We start from the raw sequence: 15,032 nt of genomic DNA on the forward strand, positions 1-15,032 counted from the left end.
AATGTTCCTCGGAAATTCCGCGCAGTCAGGCGGAATGGAAATGGCCGGTGTAGGCGCGCCAGCTTCCGTGCGCGGTGATGTCCTTCTGGTTTTCGACCAGCCAGGGTTCGGCGAGCACGCCCAATAGCTGGCTGCCGTTGCGAAGCGTCACCTTGCCTATCGCCAGCCCCGCCGGTTCGCTCAACAGCAACGCGGCGAACGACGCAAGCGGCAACTCCCAGACCTCGAGCGCGATCGACGTTCCGCCTGTTGTCACGCGAATCATTCCCGGATGGCGATCGCCAATGCTCCAGAGCAGGTAGTGCGGATCGGTTTGATCTTCACGCACGAACACGCCGCCAGCCGCCGTCATGTTGCCGTTCAGTTCGAGTCCGCGCATGAGCGTGCCGTTGACGGCCAGCAACGTAGTCTTGTTCATCTGTCTGCCTTCGTTCTTCAATAAAAACTGGTATTGCTAAATAAAATGCCAACGGCTTGAACCACTATTGCGTGATCCACGTCCCGGTCTTGTGATCAAGTGCACGCTTGATCGCTTCGGGGCTGGTAATCAAGCCCTTTCCGTGCCCGCCATTCGACCGGCTATGGGTAACGAATCGCATGATGGCTTCCACTTTGGGCAACATGCTTCCCGCGCCGAACTGGTTTTGCGTGATCAATTCGTGCGCTTCGGCCAGGCTCAACGTGTCCAGCCAGCGCTGATCCGGTTTGCCGAAATTGATGGCCACCTGTTCCACGCCTGTCGGAATCAGCAGGAGATCAGCGCCCAGTTGCTCGGCGAGCAGGGCCGACGCCAGATCCTTGTCGATGACCGCTTCCACGCCCGAGATCTGCTGGTGCTCATCGACCAGAACGGGAATGCCTCCGCCGCCGCACGCAATTACCGCACCCCTGCGCAAGCAACGTCGCGATCACCTCGCGCTCCATGATCTCCAGCGGCTGAGGCGAAGCCACTGTGCGGCGCCAGCCCCGCCCGGCGTCTTCCATCAGCGTCCATCCGAGTGACTGTTGCCGCTGCCGCGCGGTGGCTTCATCGAGGAAAGCGCCTATTGGTTTGCCGGGATTGAGGAACGCCGGATCGTTCGGGCTGACACGCGTCTGGGTCACAACGGTGACCACTTGCCGATGAATCCCGCGACGCCGCAGCGCATTGCTCAACGCCTTTTGAAACATATAGCCAATAGCGCCCTGCGTATCCCCGACGGCATAGTCCAGCGGTACCGGCCGGACTTCATCGGCGGCGAGTTCGGAGCGGCGGAGGATAAAACCGACTTGCGGTCCGTTGCCGTGTGTCAGCACCAGGTCCCACCCGGCCTCGATCATGTCGGCAATGTGCCGGGCACTTTCGACGACCGCGTCGTATTGATCAGGAATACTATTGTGTTGATCGTCGCGGATCAGCGCGTTGCCGCCGACCGCGACAATAGCCAGAGGCTTGGTCATGATGCGTGTCCCGTGTGGTTTAAACGTATTCGGCGAGCGCGCGAATCGCTTCGATGAAACCCGGCATAGGCGCAGCGGTAATGCCCGCGCCGATCTGCCCGACGCCAGCCTCCTTGTGCGCAATCCCGGTATTGATGATCGGCAGGATGCCGCGATCGACCACCTTGCGGGCGTCAATACCCGCAGCGGTCGGCGCGAAATTCAGTGCGGGGAGCGTGAACGCGGGATTGCCGCCCAGCGTGATGGCCTGCATGCGGCGGCTGTTGCTGGTGGCGTCCGCCGGCGTGCCGCCCACGAACTTGACAATAGCCGGCGACGACGCCATGGCGAAACCGCCCACGCCTGCGGTCTCGGTGATGGCGCTGTCGCCGAGATCCGCGGCGGCGTCTTCCACGCCATAGCCCGGGAAGAACAATCCTTCCACCGGATTGGCGGGCGCCTGGAACCATCGGTCGCCCGTGCCGGACATGCGAATGCCGAAGTTCACGCCGTTACGCGCCATGACCGTGATCATGGAGCTGAAGGGCACGTTGTGGGCCGCATCGGTCATCGCCTTGCACGCGGCCATGGAGAGATTGAGGAAGAAGTGATCGTTGCCGACAATGAATTCCGTCACGCGCTGAATCCGTTCGATCGGCAATCCAGTCGACAGCAACGCGGGAATCAGGCGTTTGATCAGGAGGCCGGTGGCGGCCGCGTTGCGGTTATGGACCTCGTCGCCCATGTGCAACGCCTGCGCCATCAGCGGCTTCAACTCCACTTCGCCCAGCACCTTCAACGCGGCCTTCAATGCCGGCGCGAGCTCCTGGGCCATCCAGTGCAGGCGGTCCAGCACTTCGCCGTTGTTGGCCCCGAAACGGAGCACCTTGCCGAGCCCTTCGTTGAAGTTGCTGAAAGCCCGCCGGCCATTGGTCTTGTTCTCGATCACCCAGAGCGGCATGGACGGACTGATGATGCCGGCCATTGGACCGACCGCCTGATAGTGATGACACGGCTCGAAATCGATCGCGCCGTCCGCCGCCAGACGCTCGGCGGCTTCGTGGGTCGTCGCCCATCCTTCGAACAGGATCGCGCCGACAATCGCGCCCTTTACCGGTCCGCACATATCGGCCCAGTCGATGGGCGGTCCCGCGTGCAGGATCAGCTTGCGATGCGCCATTGCGCCGATCGCGTGCGATGCGCTCATGACATCGACGAGAACTGGCTGGGCGGCGAGATACTGCTGGAACGCCTGGTCGTTGGCCTGCTCGACCAGCGGATGGCGAATCAGCGATGCCAGCGCCAGCCCCGCGTCCACGTCGCCGAGAGCGGGCGGCTGCCAGCGCAAATCAGTGACGTTGCCGCCGGCGAGGGCGAGGTTTTCGGCGAAACTGCTCAGGCCTGCGTTCACCACGGTCAGTGGCTGATTAAATAGCGTGTTCATCATGGTCCCGTTATTTTTGCGCCTGAAGATGGGCGACATGGCTCGCCCAGAGCGCCGCCTGCGCGTTGCATCCGGCGACCAAAACACCGGCTTCGCGCAAGGTATCGACCTGACGGCTCCGGACTTGTGGATCGGCTTCGGTGCCGCAAACGTGGGAGATCAGGACCGGCAAGTCGCGGCCGGCCGCTTGCAGGCGCGCGTGTTCGATCAGCGTCAGCAACTCGCTGGCGGGTTCCGTCGATGCGCCATAACCCAGCACGAGATCGAACAGCACGACGGCGACTTGCGGGTCGTTCAGTTCCGCGAGGATTCGCTGGTTGCGCAGCGTGGGATCGATCATGGGATGCGGACGGCCGCGCGTGAAGTCGTCGTCGCCCATGTCCACGAGCGTGTGGCCGGTGCTGCGCCAGATATCCTCGAGCTTGCTGTTGGATGCAACCGGCGTATTCGACGACGCGGCGAAACCGCGTTCCCGGCATAACAACTGGCTCTCGTAGCAAAACGTGCCGCCCGCGAACACACCGCGGATAAAGCGCCGCATGGGCCGCAACGTACGGCTGTAATCGTGGAGACGGCCGGCGTCCGGCGTGCTGATCCCGGCTACCGTTGGCGGCAGTTCAGCGCCCGACAACAACGCGACGGCAAAGCCGGCGGCATCGGCCAGGGTGTAGGCCGGAGTGATTCCCGGCACGTTCATGTCTTCGGCTCGCGCACCCAGGAAGTTGACAACCACCGGCTTGCCTGCGGCGCGCGCCCGCGCGAGGATTTGTTCCGCGACCGCCGGAGCCGGCGGTTTGGAGATCAGCACGATCACCTGGGTGTCGGGATCCGCGCTCAGCGCATCGAGACCGTGCAGCATGGAAATCCCGCCGATCGATTCGTCCAGGTCATGACCGCCCGTGCCGAGCGCCTGCGAAATCCCGGCGCCCAACTGGTCGATGCGGCATGTCACTTCCTGCAGTCCCGTGCCCGACGCCGCCACCACGCCGATCGCTCCGCGCCTGACCACGTTGGCGAAACCCAGCGGCATCCCGTTGACAATGGCCGTCCCGCAATCGGGGCCCATTACCAGCAGGTTTTTCTCAGCCGCGAGCGTCTTGATGGCGCGCTCGTGGGCGAGGCTGACGTTGTCGCTGAACAGCATCACCGAAAGCCCCAGGTGCAGCGCCTTGATCGCTTCGGCGGCGGCGTAATCGCCAGGAACCGAAATAAGCGCCAGATTCGATGCCGCCTGCTGCTCCACTGCCATTTCGGGGCTGGCAAGTGGCGGCGGACGCACGCCGTCGCCGCTCGACTCCTCCGGCTTGCTGCTCAAACGCTCTTCCGCGATACCGAGCGCGACGTCACATGCGGCGATCTCGCCCCTCACCGCGATCACGAGATCGTTGGGGCCCGCCTTGCAGCCGTCGTCCAAACCCGCGTCTCGCAGTTGCGCCAGATTGGTGCCGGTTCCCATCACTACCGACGCTTGCTCGATGCCGTCGAGCCTGGAAATGTGCGCGGAGATCTGCATCAGGGAGACGGAGTCCTGATACATGTTCTGGAAGACCTTGGTTCTTATACTCATTTCAAATATTCCGGTAATCGGTACGCCTGCTTCTCCGGATTTGGCCGAATCCCGGCCTGGCGAATCAGGCGCTGTGCGCGCTCGATGCCATCAATCCTGCTCACTCGACAATGTCGATAGTCGTGTCCGCCGATTCGTTTTAAGAATCAGCTCATTTCTTCTTGCGTCACTTTTCCCAACGTTCTTATTCCGTGCAGGAAACCGGCAAGGCAATCCGCGCCGGATGAAGAGCCGAATTGCATGACATCGATTGCTGCGCGCTTTATGTCCAGCGGCGGCCTTCCACGAATCAGAACGGTTGATAAATGGTCAATGGGTTGTGAATAGTGTCCCTGCAACGCCAGTCCCAGATAATGCCGGCTGATACTGGTCGTCCGGTGAAGCTGATGCTTGATTACCGGACGCAATAGTTTCAAATGCGCGGATATGGCATCGAGATGTTGCCAAGACCATAACAACGCCAGATAACCGAGGAGGTAGTCGTCGCCGTCGGGCGTCAGCCCCGCCCCGTATCCAATCAGTTCCGAGACGCTGCTCTCCAGCGCGGCCGTTGAGTCACCAGGATTCAGGCTGGGCACACGTCCGCCCGATGACCAGGTTGGCAGCAACTGCAAGCTGCTGCGCACCTCGCGTTGCAGGCAATACTGCGACAGCTGGCTTGCCAGCGCCGGATAAGCCGCCAGCAGCGCTTCCGGCGAACAGCCGCGATCCAGGCGCCCTGTTTCGGGCCGCCAGCAAGGCGCCCGGTCCAGGTTTGCGCGCCAGAGCGCGCCGCGCAACTCGTTGTTCTCGAGCGTGATGGGCTGCTGTGAATGCACCTGATGGCGCCAATCCCACCCGGGCGGCGTCAGGAGCCTGATCGCCGTGGGCAGGTTCTGGTAACGCGGACCGAGCAAGGTCAGCAACTCGCCGCTCGACGACGAGATATTCAACGCATGGTGGAAGCAGCTATGGACCCAGAACCGCAGCGTCTCGCGCGGCCCATGCTCCGCCAGATAACCCACCGAGCACACCGGGAACGTGAGGAGCGCCATGGCCAGCCCCGGTGGCGTCAGCCGCGCAAGCCGTCGACAATGGCGGCGGCGTCGCTGACCCAACCGAATATTGCGCCCTGGGCCTTGATCATCTCCAGCGCCGACTTCTGGAATTCGGGGAAATACGAACCCACGCAATCCGCCGCGACAATGCACTCGTAGCCGCGGTCGTTGGCTTCGCGCACGGTGGTGGTTACGCAAACTTCAGTGGTCACCCCGCACACGATAAGCGTCTTGATAGCGTGGTTCTGCAGGATCAACTGCAGGTCGGTTTCATAGAACGCGCCCTTGCCGGGCTTGTCGATGATCGGTTCGCCCAGCGCCGGGTACAGCTCGGGGATGATGTCGTGACCTGCTTCGCCGCGTACCAGAATGCGGCCCATTGGACCGTCGGTGCCAATGAAGGTCTTGCCGCCCCGGGTCAGTTTCGCGGGTGGGCAATCGGCCAGGTCGGCGCGATGGCCCTCACGCGTGTGGATGACCAGCAACTTCGAATCACGCGCTGCCTTCAACACTTTCCCTCACGGGACGATCGCGCTGCGCACCAGGGAAACGTCATTTCCCAATGCTTCGCCAAATCCCCCCGGTTCAACAAAATCGCGCTGCATGTCGATCATGACCAATGCAGTGGTTTTTGAATCGAACGATAGTGGAAATGGGTTTGCGCGAAATAGTTTCTGAAGCATTTCGATATTCCTTGATTAATGTCAGGACGTGAAACTCTTGCCCTGTCATTGCGAATTCATTAAATTGTCCTTCGATTTATTATAGGTAGATTCGCTTTGACGCACGATAGATATTTCACTGACTTAACCATTGTTCATTGATTTTCAGGCTTGATTAAAGTCGTTTCAAAAACTTAATAAAATCATTATCACGAACTCGCCGGCACTGTGTTGCGCAATAATAAAACGGAAGATGAAATAATCGTTTGAACGCTAATGCCGGACGACACACCAGGTAATGAAACGATTGCTGAAGTTTGCCGTCGCGGCCGCCGAATTCATGCAATCAATTGTCTGATGTTTGATCCGGCATGCATCTCCCCGATGCAGTCCACGCGCCGGCCCCGCCGCCGATCTCCCGAATTACCCCGCTTTCCCGGCTCTTATCAGCCGATGGTCCGCCAGCCGCCCTTGCAATAATTCATTCACAGGAAAACGGTACGTCGCTCAAAACGTGGCTCGGCCGGTCAACCGCAACAGATCAACGTGAGTGCGAGCTCATCGGGGGGTAAATGAACATCCGCAAATTTATCGGTGCTACGAGTCGCGACGCGTTTCGGCTTGTCCGTGAAGCACTGGGCCCCGATGCGGTCGTGTTGTCGAACCGGGTAACCGAAGACGGCAGCATAGAAATTGTCGCTGTGGCGGACGGCGACCTCGCGAAGATTTCCCCGAAAGCAGCCGCCCAGCATCGCGAGATGAAACTGAGGGCGTCGGCCGAAAGCCCGTCGCACGCGCAGTCGCATTTGCAGCCTCATTCGCAACCTCATTCGAATTTGAGCGCGGGCTCGAACCCTTATGCGAGCGGCGATGTCTTTTCGTCGGTGTTCGGCGCCAATCCGGAACCGCTGGACGATCACCAGCCCGAAGCGCAGCCGGTAGACGCGTCGCGCACGATGGCCGAATCGAATCCCTGGCTGATCGAGCATGCGCGCCGGGTCGCGCAATCGGCGCACTCGGCGGCTGAAAGTGCGCCGCAACGCGCGCTAAGCGCATCGACGGCAATTGCGAAGGGACTGGGCGCTCCCGTGACTGTCACGCCGGAGGAAGCAGCCCAAGCCCCGGGGTGGACACGCGAAGCGGCGCAACTCGCCGCTCGCCGCGCGGAACAAAAGACCGCGCAACTGCACGCCCAGACCCAAACCTATATGTCCGCGGCGCAAACCGCCAGTTCGATGCAGGAAGGCGCCTTCGCGGGCCTGCCGGCATCGGCCGCTGCCGCGGTTACCGAAGCCGTCCGCACGCGCGTGGAGCAAGTCATGAAGGACACCGTCATGAATGAGCTTTCGTCCATGCGCGGCATGATGGAAGAGCACTTCGCCGGCTTGCTGTGGGGTGATCGCCAGCGCCGCAGCCCGAATCACGCCGCGTTGACCAAGCGCCTGTTTGCCGCCGGTTTCTCCGCGCAACTGGTCCGTTTGATGGTCGACAACATGCCGGAGATCGAAGCGGCCGAAGCGTCCATGCAATGGGTTCAGCAAGTGCTCGAAAACAACCTGCCCGTCATGGACAGCGAAGAATCGATGATGAACCGCGGCGGCGTTTTCGCGCTGATGGGCCCGACGGGCGTGGGCAAGACCACGACCACCGCGAAGCTCGCCGCGCGCTGCGTGATGCGCTTTGGCGCCAGCAAGGTCGCGCTGCTCACCACGGACAGCTACCGGATCGGCGCACACGAACAACTGCGTATTTTCGGCAAGATCCTCGGGGTGTCGGTGCATGCGGTGAAAGACGCGAGCGACCTGCAACTCGCGCTCTCCGAACTGCGCAACAAGCACATTGTGCTGATCGACACGATCGGCATGAGTCAGCGTGACCGTACCGTCGCCGACCATATCGCCATGCTGTGCGGCGCCGGCCACCCGGTGCAGCGCCTGCTGCTGCTGAACGCAACCAGCCACGGCGACACGTTGAACGAAGTCGTGCAGGCCTACCAGAGCACGCCGGACCAGCCGCCGCTCGCGGGCTGCATCCTGACCAAGCTCGACGAAGCCACGAACCTGGGTGGCGTGCTCGACACCGTGATCCGTTACAAGCTGCCCGTGCATTACGTATCGACGGGTCAGAAGGTGCCGGAAAACCTGTACGTCGCGACCAAGCGATTCCTGATCAAGAGCGCCTTCTGCATCCCGCGCGACGGCTCACCGTTCGTGCCGCAAGACGACGACGTGCCGCCGCTCCTGTCCGCGCTCTCCGCGCGCGCTTCCACAGAACTCCATGAGGTCCATTTTGGATAAGTTCGTGTCCGATCAGGCTGAAGGCTTGCGCCGTCTGCTGACGCGCAGCGGCTCTCGGGTCGTGGCGGTGTGCGGCGCCCCGGCAGGTGGATTGGGGGGGACCGGCAATACCTCGACGGTCGTCAACCTCGCCTCCGCCCTCGCCGCGCAAGGCAAGGACGTGCTGGTGATCGACGAGCGCCAGAACGCGTTGTCGGTGAACCGGCTGGCGAAGGTGGTGCCCAACGGCGCGCTGGGCGCTGTCTTGTCCGGCAAGCGTTTTTTAGAGGATGCCGTCACGCACACGCCGTTCGGTTTTTCCGTGATCGCCGCGCCGCGCGACGAACGGATCAGCCAGGACGCCGCGCATTGCCGGGTGCTCCTCGACGGACCCGCCGATGTCGTACTGATCGATACCCAGCTCGATCGCAGCGGCGCGCTCTCCAGTCTGGCCGTGCAAGCGCACGACTTCGTGATCGTGACGCGCGTAGCGCCTGCCGCGATCACCGAGGCGTATGCCTGCATCAAGCGCTTGCACTACGCGCATGCCATCAGCCGCTTCCGGATCGTGGTGAATCACGTGAAGAACGCCGCGGACGCGCAACTCGCCTTCGACAACCTCGCGAGCGTTGCGGACCGCTATCTCGCGGTGCAACTCATGCCGGCGGGTTGCGTGGCCGAGGATCCGCACGTGGCACGGGCGCACGAGCTGTCGCGCTGCGCGGTGGAAGCTTTTCCGGCGACGGCCGCCGCCCGGGATTATCGGCAGATTGCCGCTGAATTGCAGTACTGGCCGATGCCGCAAGCGTCGCAGTTTGAATGGCCCGTGCAGACCATGCGAGCGGAAACGCAGCATGAGTTGGGGCGCTCGATCAACTCCGGCGCGGTACGCCGCACCGAAACGCCATTGATGCAGCTTGCGATGAGCAGCCCCGCATCCGTGTGATGCCGCAAGAGAAGGAACAAGGTGAATGCGATGTATAACGCCCAGGGAAAACTGTCACAGTCCGAAGTCCTGACCCGCTACGCGCCGCTGGTGCGCCGGCTCGGACTGCAGCTCGTGGCCAAAATGCCGGCCAGCGTCGATCTGGACGACCTGATCCAGGCCGGCATGATCGGCTTGCTGGACGCGGCCAGCCGCTATAAGGAGGATCAGGGCGCTCAGTTCGAGACCTACGCCAGCCAGCGGATTCGCGGTGCGATGCTCGACGAGTTGCGCGCCAACGACTGGCTGCCGCGCAGCATGCGCAAGACCTCGCGCGAAGTCGAATCTGCGGTGCACAAGGTCGAGCAGCATCTTGGGCGCTCGGCGAGCGAACAGGAAGTGGCCGAGCACCTGAACATGCCGCTCATCGAATACCAGGCCATGCTGCAGGATCTGCATGGCAGCCAGTTGATCTATTACGAAGACTTCGACCGGTCTTCGGATGACGAGCCGTTTCTCGACCGTTATTGCGTCGATAAAGCCGATCCGCTCTCCGCGCTGCTCGACGGCAACTTGCGCTCCGCGCTCGTGGACGCAATCGATAAACTGCCTGAGCGCGAAAAGCTGCTGATGAGCCTGTATTACGAGAAGGGCTTGAATCTGCGCGAGATTGGCGCCGTGATGGAAGTCAGTGAATCGCGCGTGTGCCAGTTGCACAGCCAGGCCGTCGCGCGGCTACGGGCGAAGTTGCGGGAACAGGCATGGTCGGGTGTGGAGGCCTGAGGCCGGGCGGCTGAAGGCCGATGGAAGCGGATCAGGTTTCGAAATCCGCGCTTTCGGCGAATACGGTCTGGCCTTTGCCCAGCGCCTTGGCGCGATACATTGCGCGATCGGCTGCGCGCATCAGTGCGGCAATATCCCTGTAGCCGGGGCTGAGCTCCGGCGAAATCAGGCACGCGCCAATACTCGCCGATACATTCACCATCCGGTCCTGCACCGACCTCATTTCCGCCAGCACCGCGTGCACGCCGTTTGCCACCGTCTGCACCGCGTGAGTGCCGGTTACGTGCCGGGCGAGCACGACGAATTCGTCGCCGCCGAGGCGCGCGACCGTATCGGTGGTCCTCACCCTTCTTACCAGCAACGCCGCGAAGGTTTGCAGCACGGCGTCGCCGACTTCGTGGCCGTAGGTATCGTTGACTTCCTTGAAGCCGTCGAGATCGATCAGCAGCAGCGCAGTCGCGCCTTCCTGCCCCGTCGATATCGCCATCACCGCCCGGCCGATGGTCTGCTCCAGCATGTAGCGGTTGCTCAGGCCCGTGAGCGGGTCGGTGCCGGCCTTGAGGGCGAGGTCGCGATTCGCGCTGCCGAGCCGGCCAATCAGTACAGCGAGATAGATGGATGCCCCGAGCACGCTCAAGCCAATTCCGAGCGCGGCTGAACGATTGATCATCCACCACGGCTGCAAGACGGACAGCGCGACCAATCCCACCAGCGCCGTTGCGCACGACAACGCCAGCGTGCGCTTGCCGTGACGCCCGCCCGCGCCGATCAGAAAGAGAAAAACGGCCCACAGCATGGGCAGCGTGAGCGCTCCGCCCGCGCCGAGGATCACGGCAAGCAGCACTTGATCGGTCAGCGTCGTGAACGCGAGGCGCAGATTCGATTGCCGCTGCATTCTGCTGATGATTAGCCACGTCGCCACGCCGTAGATCAGATAGAGCGTGAGCGCATGGAAGCTGGCAACGGCGGCATGCGTTGGGGAGGACCACGCCAGCGCGCCATACACGGACGTCGCGAGGCCGCCCAGTATGACTCGGAGCATTGCCTGCTCTTTTTCCGGATCGAGATGTGCCGACCACACGTAACCACGCTGCCGGTGGAAGGGGTCATTCGGCTGCCCCATTCTGAGTCTCCTTGATGTCAATCCCGAGGCGCTTCCCGAAGTGCTGATCGATGCCGCTTTTTCCACAGTGATTGCATACTGCAGAATTGCAATCGTACTGCGTAGTGGAAAAGTGACCGGAAATTGCGGGATTCGGCTGGAATCGCGGCCGATTGATGTCGGCTTCTTCTGGTCGATTTCGAACGGAGCAGCACACGTTCGGTACGCCTGGATGTTTTGGCGGCTTGCGTTTCTACGCGGCTTGTTTTCGAATCGTTGTTCACGTTGCTATTTGAATTGTTATCTACTACGTAGGTTTTTCGACGCCCCAATGCAACCCTTTGAACCTGCTTCTTCCTCTGCTCCCTCTGGCGACATGAGTACTGCCGGTGACGCCCGCACCTCGCTCGATGCCGCATTACTCGGCGAATGGCTGCCGGTATGTAATAGCCCCGACGTGCCCGCCGGGGAGTCGCGTGGGTTTGTGGTGGCGGGCGAGCGACTGGTTGTCTGGCGCAACGCACCGGCGGCTGGCGGTCCGGCAGCGCAGCCCGATATTTCCACCGATGCCCACGTCTGGCGCGATGTCTGTCCGCATCGCGGGGCGCAGTTGTCCTTGGGCACGGTGACGGGCGGCGTACTTGCATGCCCGTATCACGGCTGGCGCTACGACGCGGACGGCCAATGCATCCACATTCCCGCCAATCCGTCGATACGCCCCGCGAAGCGCGCTTGCACGCGGACTTATCGCGTGGAGGAGAGATACGGCGTGGTATGGACATGTCTCGGCGAGCCCTCGCGTCCGCTCGATTTCTTTCCGGAGTACGACGCGCCCGGTGCGCGCCGGATCAATCTCGCGGCGCAGACGGTGCGTTCATCGGCGCCGCGCGTGGTCGAGAATTTCCTCGATATGGCGCACTTCCCGTTCGTGCATACAGGCATTCTCGGGGACGCGTCGCATGCGGAAGTGAAGGATTACGAAGTGATTGAAACTGAGGACGGGCTTGAAGCACGGCAGTGCCGCTTCTGGCAACCGGCGGGTTTGCCGGGACAGGAGGGGGTGGATATTGAATATATGTATCGCGTGAAACGACCGCTGGTGGCGACCTTGTCGAAGGTGGCGCAGCATGGTTCGGGCGCGTTGCATCTGCTGCTGGTGGCATCGCCGGTGAGTGAAACGGAGACGCGGGCGTGGCTGGTGTCAGTGTTCGAGGACGAGGCCACACACTCGGATCAGGAGCTGTATGACTTCAATATGCGGATATTGATGCAGGACACGCCGGTAGTGGAATCGCAATGGCCGAAACGGCTACCGCTCGATCCGCAGGCTGAACTGCATCAGGTGTGCGACAGGTTGTCGGTGGGGTACAGGAGATATTTGAGGGAACGGGGGTGGGGGTATGGGACGGAGTGATGGGGGGTGCCTTGCGGGGTGCGTCATATCGCTATTCGCTCGTAGCGGATAGCAGCTTCGACCGCGGCGACCGGGATGTCGAACAGCGACGCGACTCTCTTCTTGTTCTTTTCAGTCTTGAAGGCCCCGGCGACAATTTCCGTTCTGACGCCATAGTCCGTCAGTACAGGCTTGCCAAATGCGATTTCCGGATCGAGCACGATCGCCTTGCTGCGTTTGAGTGGAAACCAACGCGTTGCCTGGCCGTCGCTTGCAAATTCGATCCCGGCGTACAACGCGGGCCGTACGATTCGTTCAAGTGCCAAGCGGCGCTTGGCAAGATCGGGCATTTCAGCGTCACCATGCTCTTGCAATGCTTTGGCAAAAATCGATTTTCCGTCGATCAAGAACCGATGTGCAGTGAAGGGATACTCGATTCCGAAGGTCGTCTTCGCGCCGTCGATAGCAGCACGAATCACCCGGAGCGGAAAGCTGTGATCGCGGAAAACCTTAACGATGCGCAACTGCATCAGGTCGCGAAAGCCAATTACCTTCTCATCGAGACCGGCAAATTGGGGCGTCCATAGTGGAGCGCCAACACCACCCTTGAACGTGTAGCCGAATAGCCAGCGGCTCACCTCGCGCGCTTGCGCGCCGGTGAGCTGTTCCGCTTCCTGAAGTGTGTATAGGCCAACGCCAGTGAGTTCCATACGCGCATTCTACGGTGTGCGTGACAGCGGCTTCGAACTAGTTGATGCGGTGGATGGATACAGCACGGCGAGCACTCCTTACGCCTTACTAATAGTTAGAAATATCGCGTAATGAGCGCCCGAGTGAATCATCAAAAGATCTCTAATACGAGGCCGTTAACGACGGTAGCAGCTATTACACTCACTCGTCGTTCCAGCAGGAATTCACGCTAACCACTCGGAGCAATGCATGTCCATTTCAGCACTGACAGGATCGGCTGCTAGCGCCGAGCCGGGTGCGGTTAACCGCACCCGCGCAAGCCAGCAAGACGGGAATAGCGCCGACTCTTCGTCGACCACATCGACGGGAAGTGCCAACAGTACCAATCCGCTGGCGCAGGCTATTGCCGCGACGTTGTCCCAACTTGGATTGACGCCATCAAGCGACACGTCTTCAACGAGTTCAAGCACAAGTTCGACACCCACGACCGATGCAACCTCCAGCACCTCGTCGTCGGCGACATCGGTAGCCGCAGCTCTGCAGCAATTTCTCGGCGCGCTGTTCCAGGCGGCTGGGCAGCAGGGAAGCTCGGTCCCGACATCGACATCGACATCGACGAGCACCACCGAGAGTGACACCGCCACCGGTGCTATTGCGGCAACCAGCGCAACGAGTACCGGTTCATCAACCGCGACCGCGGCGACCAGCACGGCCGCGACAACCGCTCCCACTACGACCAATGGCACAACGCCGGCGCATCACGGGCATCATCGGCACGGCGGTGGTGGCGGCGGTGATCTTGCGTCCCAAATCTCCGACCTGGCTGATTCGTTGACCTCCAGTTCAAGCAGCACCACGTCGACCACCAGCACGACCAGTTCATCGACCGATTCGAGTAGCGTCGGTGGTTTGACGTCGGACTTCCAGAATCTGCTGTCGGCGTTGGGCACAACCTCCGGCAGCTCGTCGAGCAGCACGGGTACCCAGTTGCAGACGTTCCTGCAAAGTCTTTCGAGCAACCTTCAGCAACAAGGTGCATCCGGTGCCAGCGGGATGTTCGTCAACACAGCGGCTTGAGGTAGAGACCGGGCGAGGTGCGGCTGACGTTCGGTCGTGACTTCGCTCGCGTTCAGAGATGACAGCGCTGGTGACTAAACTGCAACTCGCAGTGGTTTAGGTACCGTTTTAAAGGCAATTTAGATGTGATGGGATCGTGGCGGGACCGCGTGTGCGTCCGCTACCCCGCTGATGTCGCTTATGGGCGAACGTCCATGATTACGTTCTGCAATCTGCTACCAGACGTGGTTAGAGTGCATCGTGACAAAGCGCCATCATCCTCTGCACCATTGTGCTTGAACCGTTGAGTTCCATTTCATCGGTGAAGAGTGCCGATACACTTGACAGCCGAACCGCGACTCCGGCCTCCAGCAAATCCTTACTGGCAATCTTCAGCGCAAGTTGGCCCATTTGGACCCGATCGAGCCAGTGCATCTTCAGTTGGTTCTTCCTTAGCCACCGGCGACAACATTCGACGACATGGTCCACACGCCATTCTTCCGTCAGGGCGTACGATGCCGCCGCAATCGCGACCAGGAAACATAGCAAGTCGGCGCGCGCGCTCTCTTGTTCGGTGAGTTCAGCTTTAGTCATGCTTTATCGTCCTGCCTACGCTCGTTTATCAACATCACCACATGTGGGCGTGAGTACGAGAATCAATATTGGTGAACCGCTGCC

At 61.2% G+C, this 15,032-nt stretch carries 14 protein-coding genes and 1 pseudogene; 5 read left to right on the forward strand and 10 right to left on the reverse strand.

Going from position 1 to position 15,032, the window contains the following annotated elements:
• Positions 1 to 25: 25 nt before the first annotated feature.
• The 7 genes and pseudogenes from AWB69_RS10800 to AWB69_RS10825 all read right to left on the reverse strand — a co-directional run bounded on the left by AWB69_RS10800 (position 26) and on the right by AWB69_RS10825 (position 6,150).
• Positions 26 to 418 (reverse strand): allophanate hydrolase-related protein, encoded by a 393-nt coding sequence (locus AWB69_RS10800; RefSeq protein ID WP_062084897.1) that lies wholly within the window; start codon positions 416 to 418, stop codon positions 26 to 28.
• A 64-nt stretch (positions 419 to 482) separates the two neighbouring features.
• Entirely contained in the window at positions 483 to 896 is a 414-nt protein-coding gene (locus tag AWB69_RS48615; RefSeq protein WP_197500207.1) for an amino acid kinase family protein, read from the reverse strand.
• Entirely contained in the window at positions 838 to 1,440 is a 603-nt protein-coding gene (locus AWB69_RS48620) for an amino acid kinase family protein (protein ID WP_197500208.1), read from the reverse strand. Before AWB69_RS48620 ends, AWB69_RS48615 begins: the two co-directional genes overlap by 59 nt.
• Before the next feature lie 19 nt (positions 1,441 to 1,459).
• Positions 1,460 to 2,863, reverse strand: a complete 1,404-nt coding sequence (locus AWB69_RS10810) for a YlbE family protein (RefSeq protein ID WP_062084969.1) — start codon at positions 2,861 to 2,863, stop codon at positions 1,460 to 1,462.
• A gap of 10 nt (positions 2,864 to 2,873) precedes the next feature.
• Positions 2,874 to 4,430, reverse strand: coding sequence for an acyl-CoA synthetase FdrA (gene fdrA, locus AWB69_RS10815; protein ID WP_062084898.1), 1,557 nt, complete (start codon positions 4,428 to 4,430; stop codon positions 2,874 to 2,876).
• Positions 4,431 to 4,576: 146 nt separating this feature from the next.
• On the reverse strand, positions 4,577 to 5,464 hold the full coding sequence (locus tag AWB69_RS48625; RefSeq protein WP_062084899.1) for a DUF2877 domain-containing protein: 888 nt from the start codon (positions 5,462 to 5,464) through the stop codon (positions 4,577 to 4,579).
• A 17-nt stretch (positions 5,465 to 5,481) separates the two neighbouring features.
• Positions 5,482 to 6,150 (reverse strand): annotated as a pseudogene (locus AWB69_RS10825) (cysteine hydrolase family protein).
• A gap of 551 nt (positions 6,151 to 6,701) precedes the next feature.
• Here AWB69_RS10825 and flhF point away from each other — a divergent pair.
• The 3 genes from flhF to AWB69_RS10840 are packed head-to-tail and all read left to right on the forward strand — an operon-like array spanning position 6,702 to position 10,113.
• Complete coding sequence (gene flhF / locus AWB69_RS10830; protein ID WP_062084900.1) at positions 6,702 to 8,426, forward strand: flagellar biosynthesis protein FlhF; 1,725 nt, start codon at positions 6,702 to 6,704, stop codon at positions 8,424 to 8,426.
• Entirely contained in the window at positions 8,419 to 9,351 is a 933-nt protein-coding gene (locus tag AWB69_RS10835; RefSeq protein WP_082913347.1) for a nucleotide-binding protein, read from the forward strand. Before flhF ends, AWB69_RS10835 begins: the two co-directional genes overlap by 8 nt.
• A gap of 30 nt (positions 9,352 to 9,381) precedes the next feature.
• Complete coding sequence (locus AWB69_RS10840; RefSeq protein ID WP_062084901.1) at positions 9,382 to 10,113, forward strand: RNA polymerase sigma factor FliA; 732 nt, start codon at positions 9,382 to 9,384, stop codon at positions 10,111 to 10,113.
• Between the two features lie 31 nt (positions 10,114 to 10,144).
• Here the strand turns inward: AWB69_RS10840 and AWB69_RS10845 are convergent, their stop codons facing one another.
• On the reverse strand, positions 10,145 to 11,236 hold the full coding sequence (locus AWB69_RS10845) for a GGDEF domain-containing protein (protein ID WP_062084902.1): 1,092 nt from the start codon (positions 11,234 to 11,236) through the stop codon (positions 10,145 to 10,147).
• Positions 11,237 to 11,591: 355 nt separating this feature from the next.
• On the opposite strand from AWB69_RS10845, the gene AWB69_RS10850 reads away from it, so the two are divergent.
• Positions 11,592 to 12,629 carry an aromatic ring-hydroxylating oxygenase subunit alpha gene (locus AWB69_RS10850; RefSeq protein WP_062084903.1) on the forward strand — a complete coding sequence of 346 codons (1,038 nt, stop codon included), beginning with the start codon at positions 11,592 to 11,594 and terminating at the stop codon, positions 12,627 to 12,629.
• A 23-nt stretch (positions 12,630 to 12,652) separates the two neighbouring features.
• On the opposite strand, the gene AWB69_RS10855 is transcribed toward AWB69_RS10850, so the two are convergent.
• Positions 12,653 to 13,138, reverse strand: a complete 486-nt coding sequence (locus tag AWB69_RS10855) for a DUF433 domain-containing protein (protein WP_231937055.1) — start codon at positions 13,136 to 13,138, stop codon at positions 12,653 to 12,655.
• A 409-nt stretch (positions 13,139 to 13,547) separates the two neighbouring features.
• On the opposite strand from AWB69_RS10855, the gene AWB69_RS47580 reads away from it, so the two are divergent.
• Positions 13,548 to 14,375 carry a hypothetical protein gene (locus AWB69_RS47580; RefSeq protein ID WP_156528804.1) on the forward strand — a complete coding sequence of 276 codons (828 nt, stop codon included), beginning with the start codon at positions 13,548 to 13,550 and terminating at the stop codon, positions 14,373 to 14,375.
• A gap of 228 nt (positions 14,376 to 14,603) precedes the next feature.
• Here AWB69_RS47580 and AWB69_RS10870 read toward each other — a convergent pair whose 3' ends face one another.
• Positions 14,604 to 14,948, reverse strand: coding sequence for a hypothetical protein (locus AWB69_RS10870; protein ID WP_062084907.1), 345 nt, complete (start codon positions 14,946 to 14,948; stop codon positions 14,604 to 14,606).
• Positions 14,949 to 15,032: the final 84 nt, after the last annotated feature.

Source organism: Caballeronia udeis (assembly GCF_001544555.2).
GTDB classification, from domain to species: domain Bacteria; phylum Pseudomonadota; class Gammaproteobacteria; order Burkholderiales; family Burkholderiaceae; genus Caballeronia; species Caballeronia udeis.

Coding starts and splice junctions, on each gene's coding strand:
- AWB69_RS10800 (WP_062084897.1), bottom strand. CDS start 418: ATGAACAAGACTACGTTGCTGGCCGTCAACGGCACGCTCATGCGCGGA.
- fdrA (WP_062084898.1), bottom strand. CDS start 4,430: ATGAGTATAAGAACCAAGGTCTTCCAGAACATGTATCAGGACTCCGTC.
- AWB69_RS47580 (WP_156528804.1), top strand. CDS start 13,548: ATGTCCATTTCAGCACTGACAGGATCGGCTGCTAGCGCCGAGCCGGGT.
- AWB69_RS10845 (WP_062084902.1), bottom strand. CDS start 11,236: ATGGGGCAGCCGAATGACCCCTTCCACCGGCAGCGTGGTTACGTGTGG.
- AWB69_RS48620 (WP_197500208.1), bottom strand. CDS start 1,440: ATGACCAAGCCTCTGGCTATTGTCGCGGTCGGCGGCAACGCGCTGATC.
- flhF (WP_062084900.1), top strand. CDS start 6,702: ATGAACATCCGCAAATTTATCGGTGCTACGAGTCGCGACGCGTTTCGG.
- AWB69_RS10870 (WP_062084907.1), bottom strand. CDS start 14,948: ATGACTAAAGCTGAACTCACCGAACAAGAGAGCGCGCGCGCCGACTTG.
- AWB69_RS10810 (WP_062084969.1), bottom strand. CDS start 2,863: ATGAACACGCTATTTAATCAGCCACTGACCGTGGTGAACGCAGGCCTG.
- AWB69_RS10855 (WP_231937055.1), bottom strand. CDS start 13,138: ATGCAGTTGCGCATCGTTAAGGTTTTCCGCGATCACAGCTTTCCGCTC.
- AWB69_RS10850 (WP_062084903.1), top strand. CDS start 11,592: ATGAGTACTGCCGGTGACGCCCGCACCTCGCTCGATGCCGCATTACTC.
- AWB69_RS10840 (WP_062084901.1), top strand. CDS start 9,382: ATGTATAACGCCCAGGGAAAACTGTCACAGTCCGAAGTCCTGACCCGC.
- AWB69_RS48625 (WP_062084899.1), bottom strand. CDS start 5,464: ATGGCGCTCCTCACGTTCCCGGTGTGCTCGGTGGGTTATCTGGCGGAG.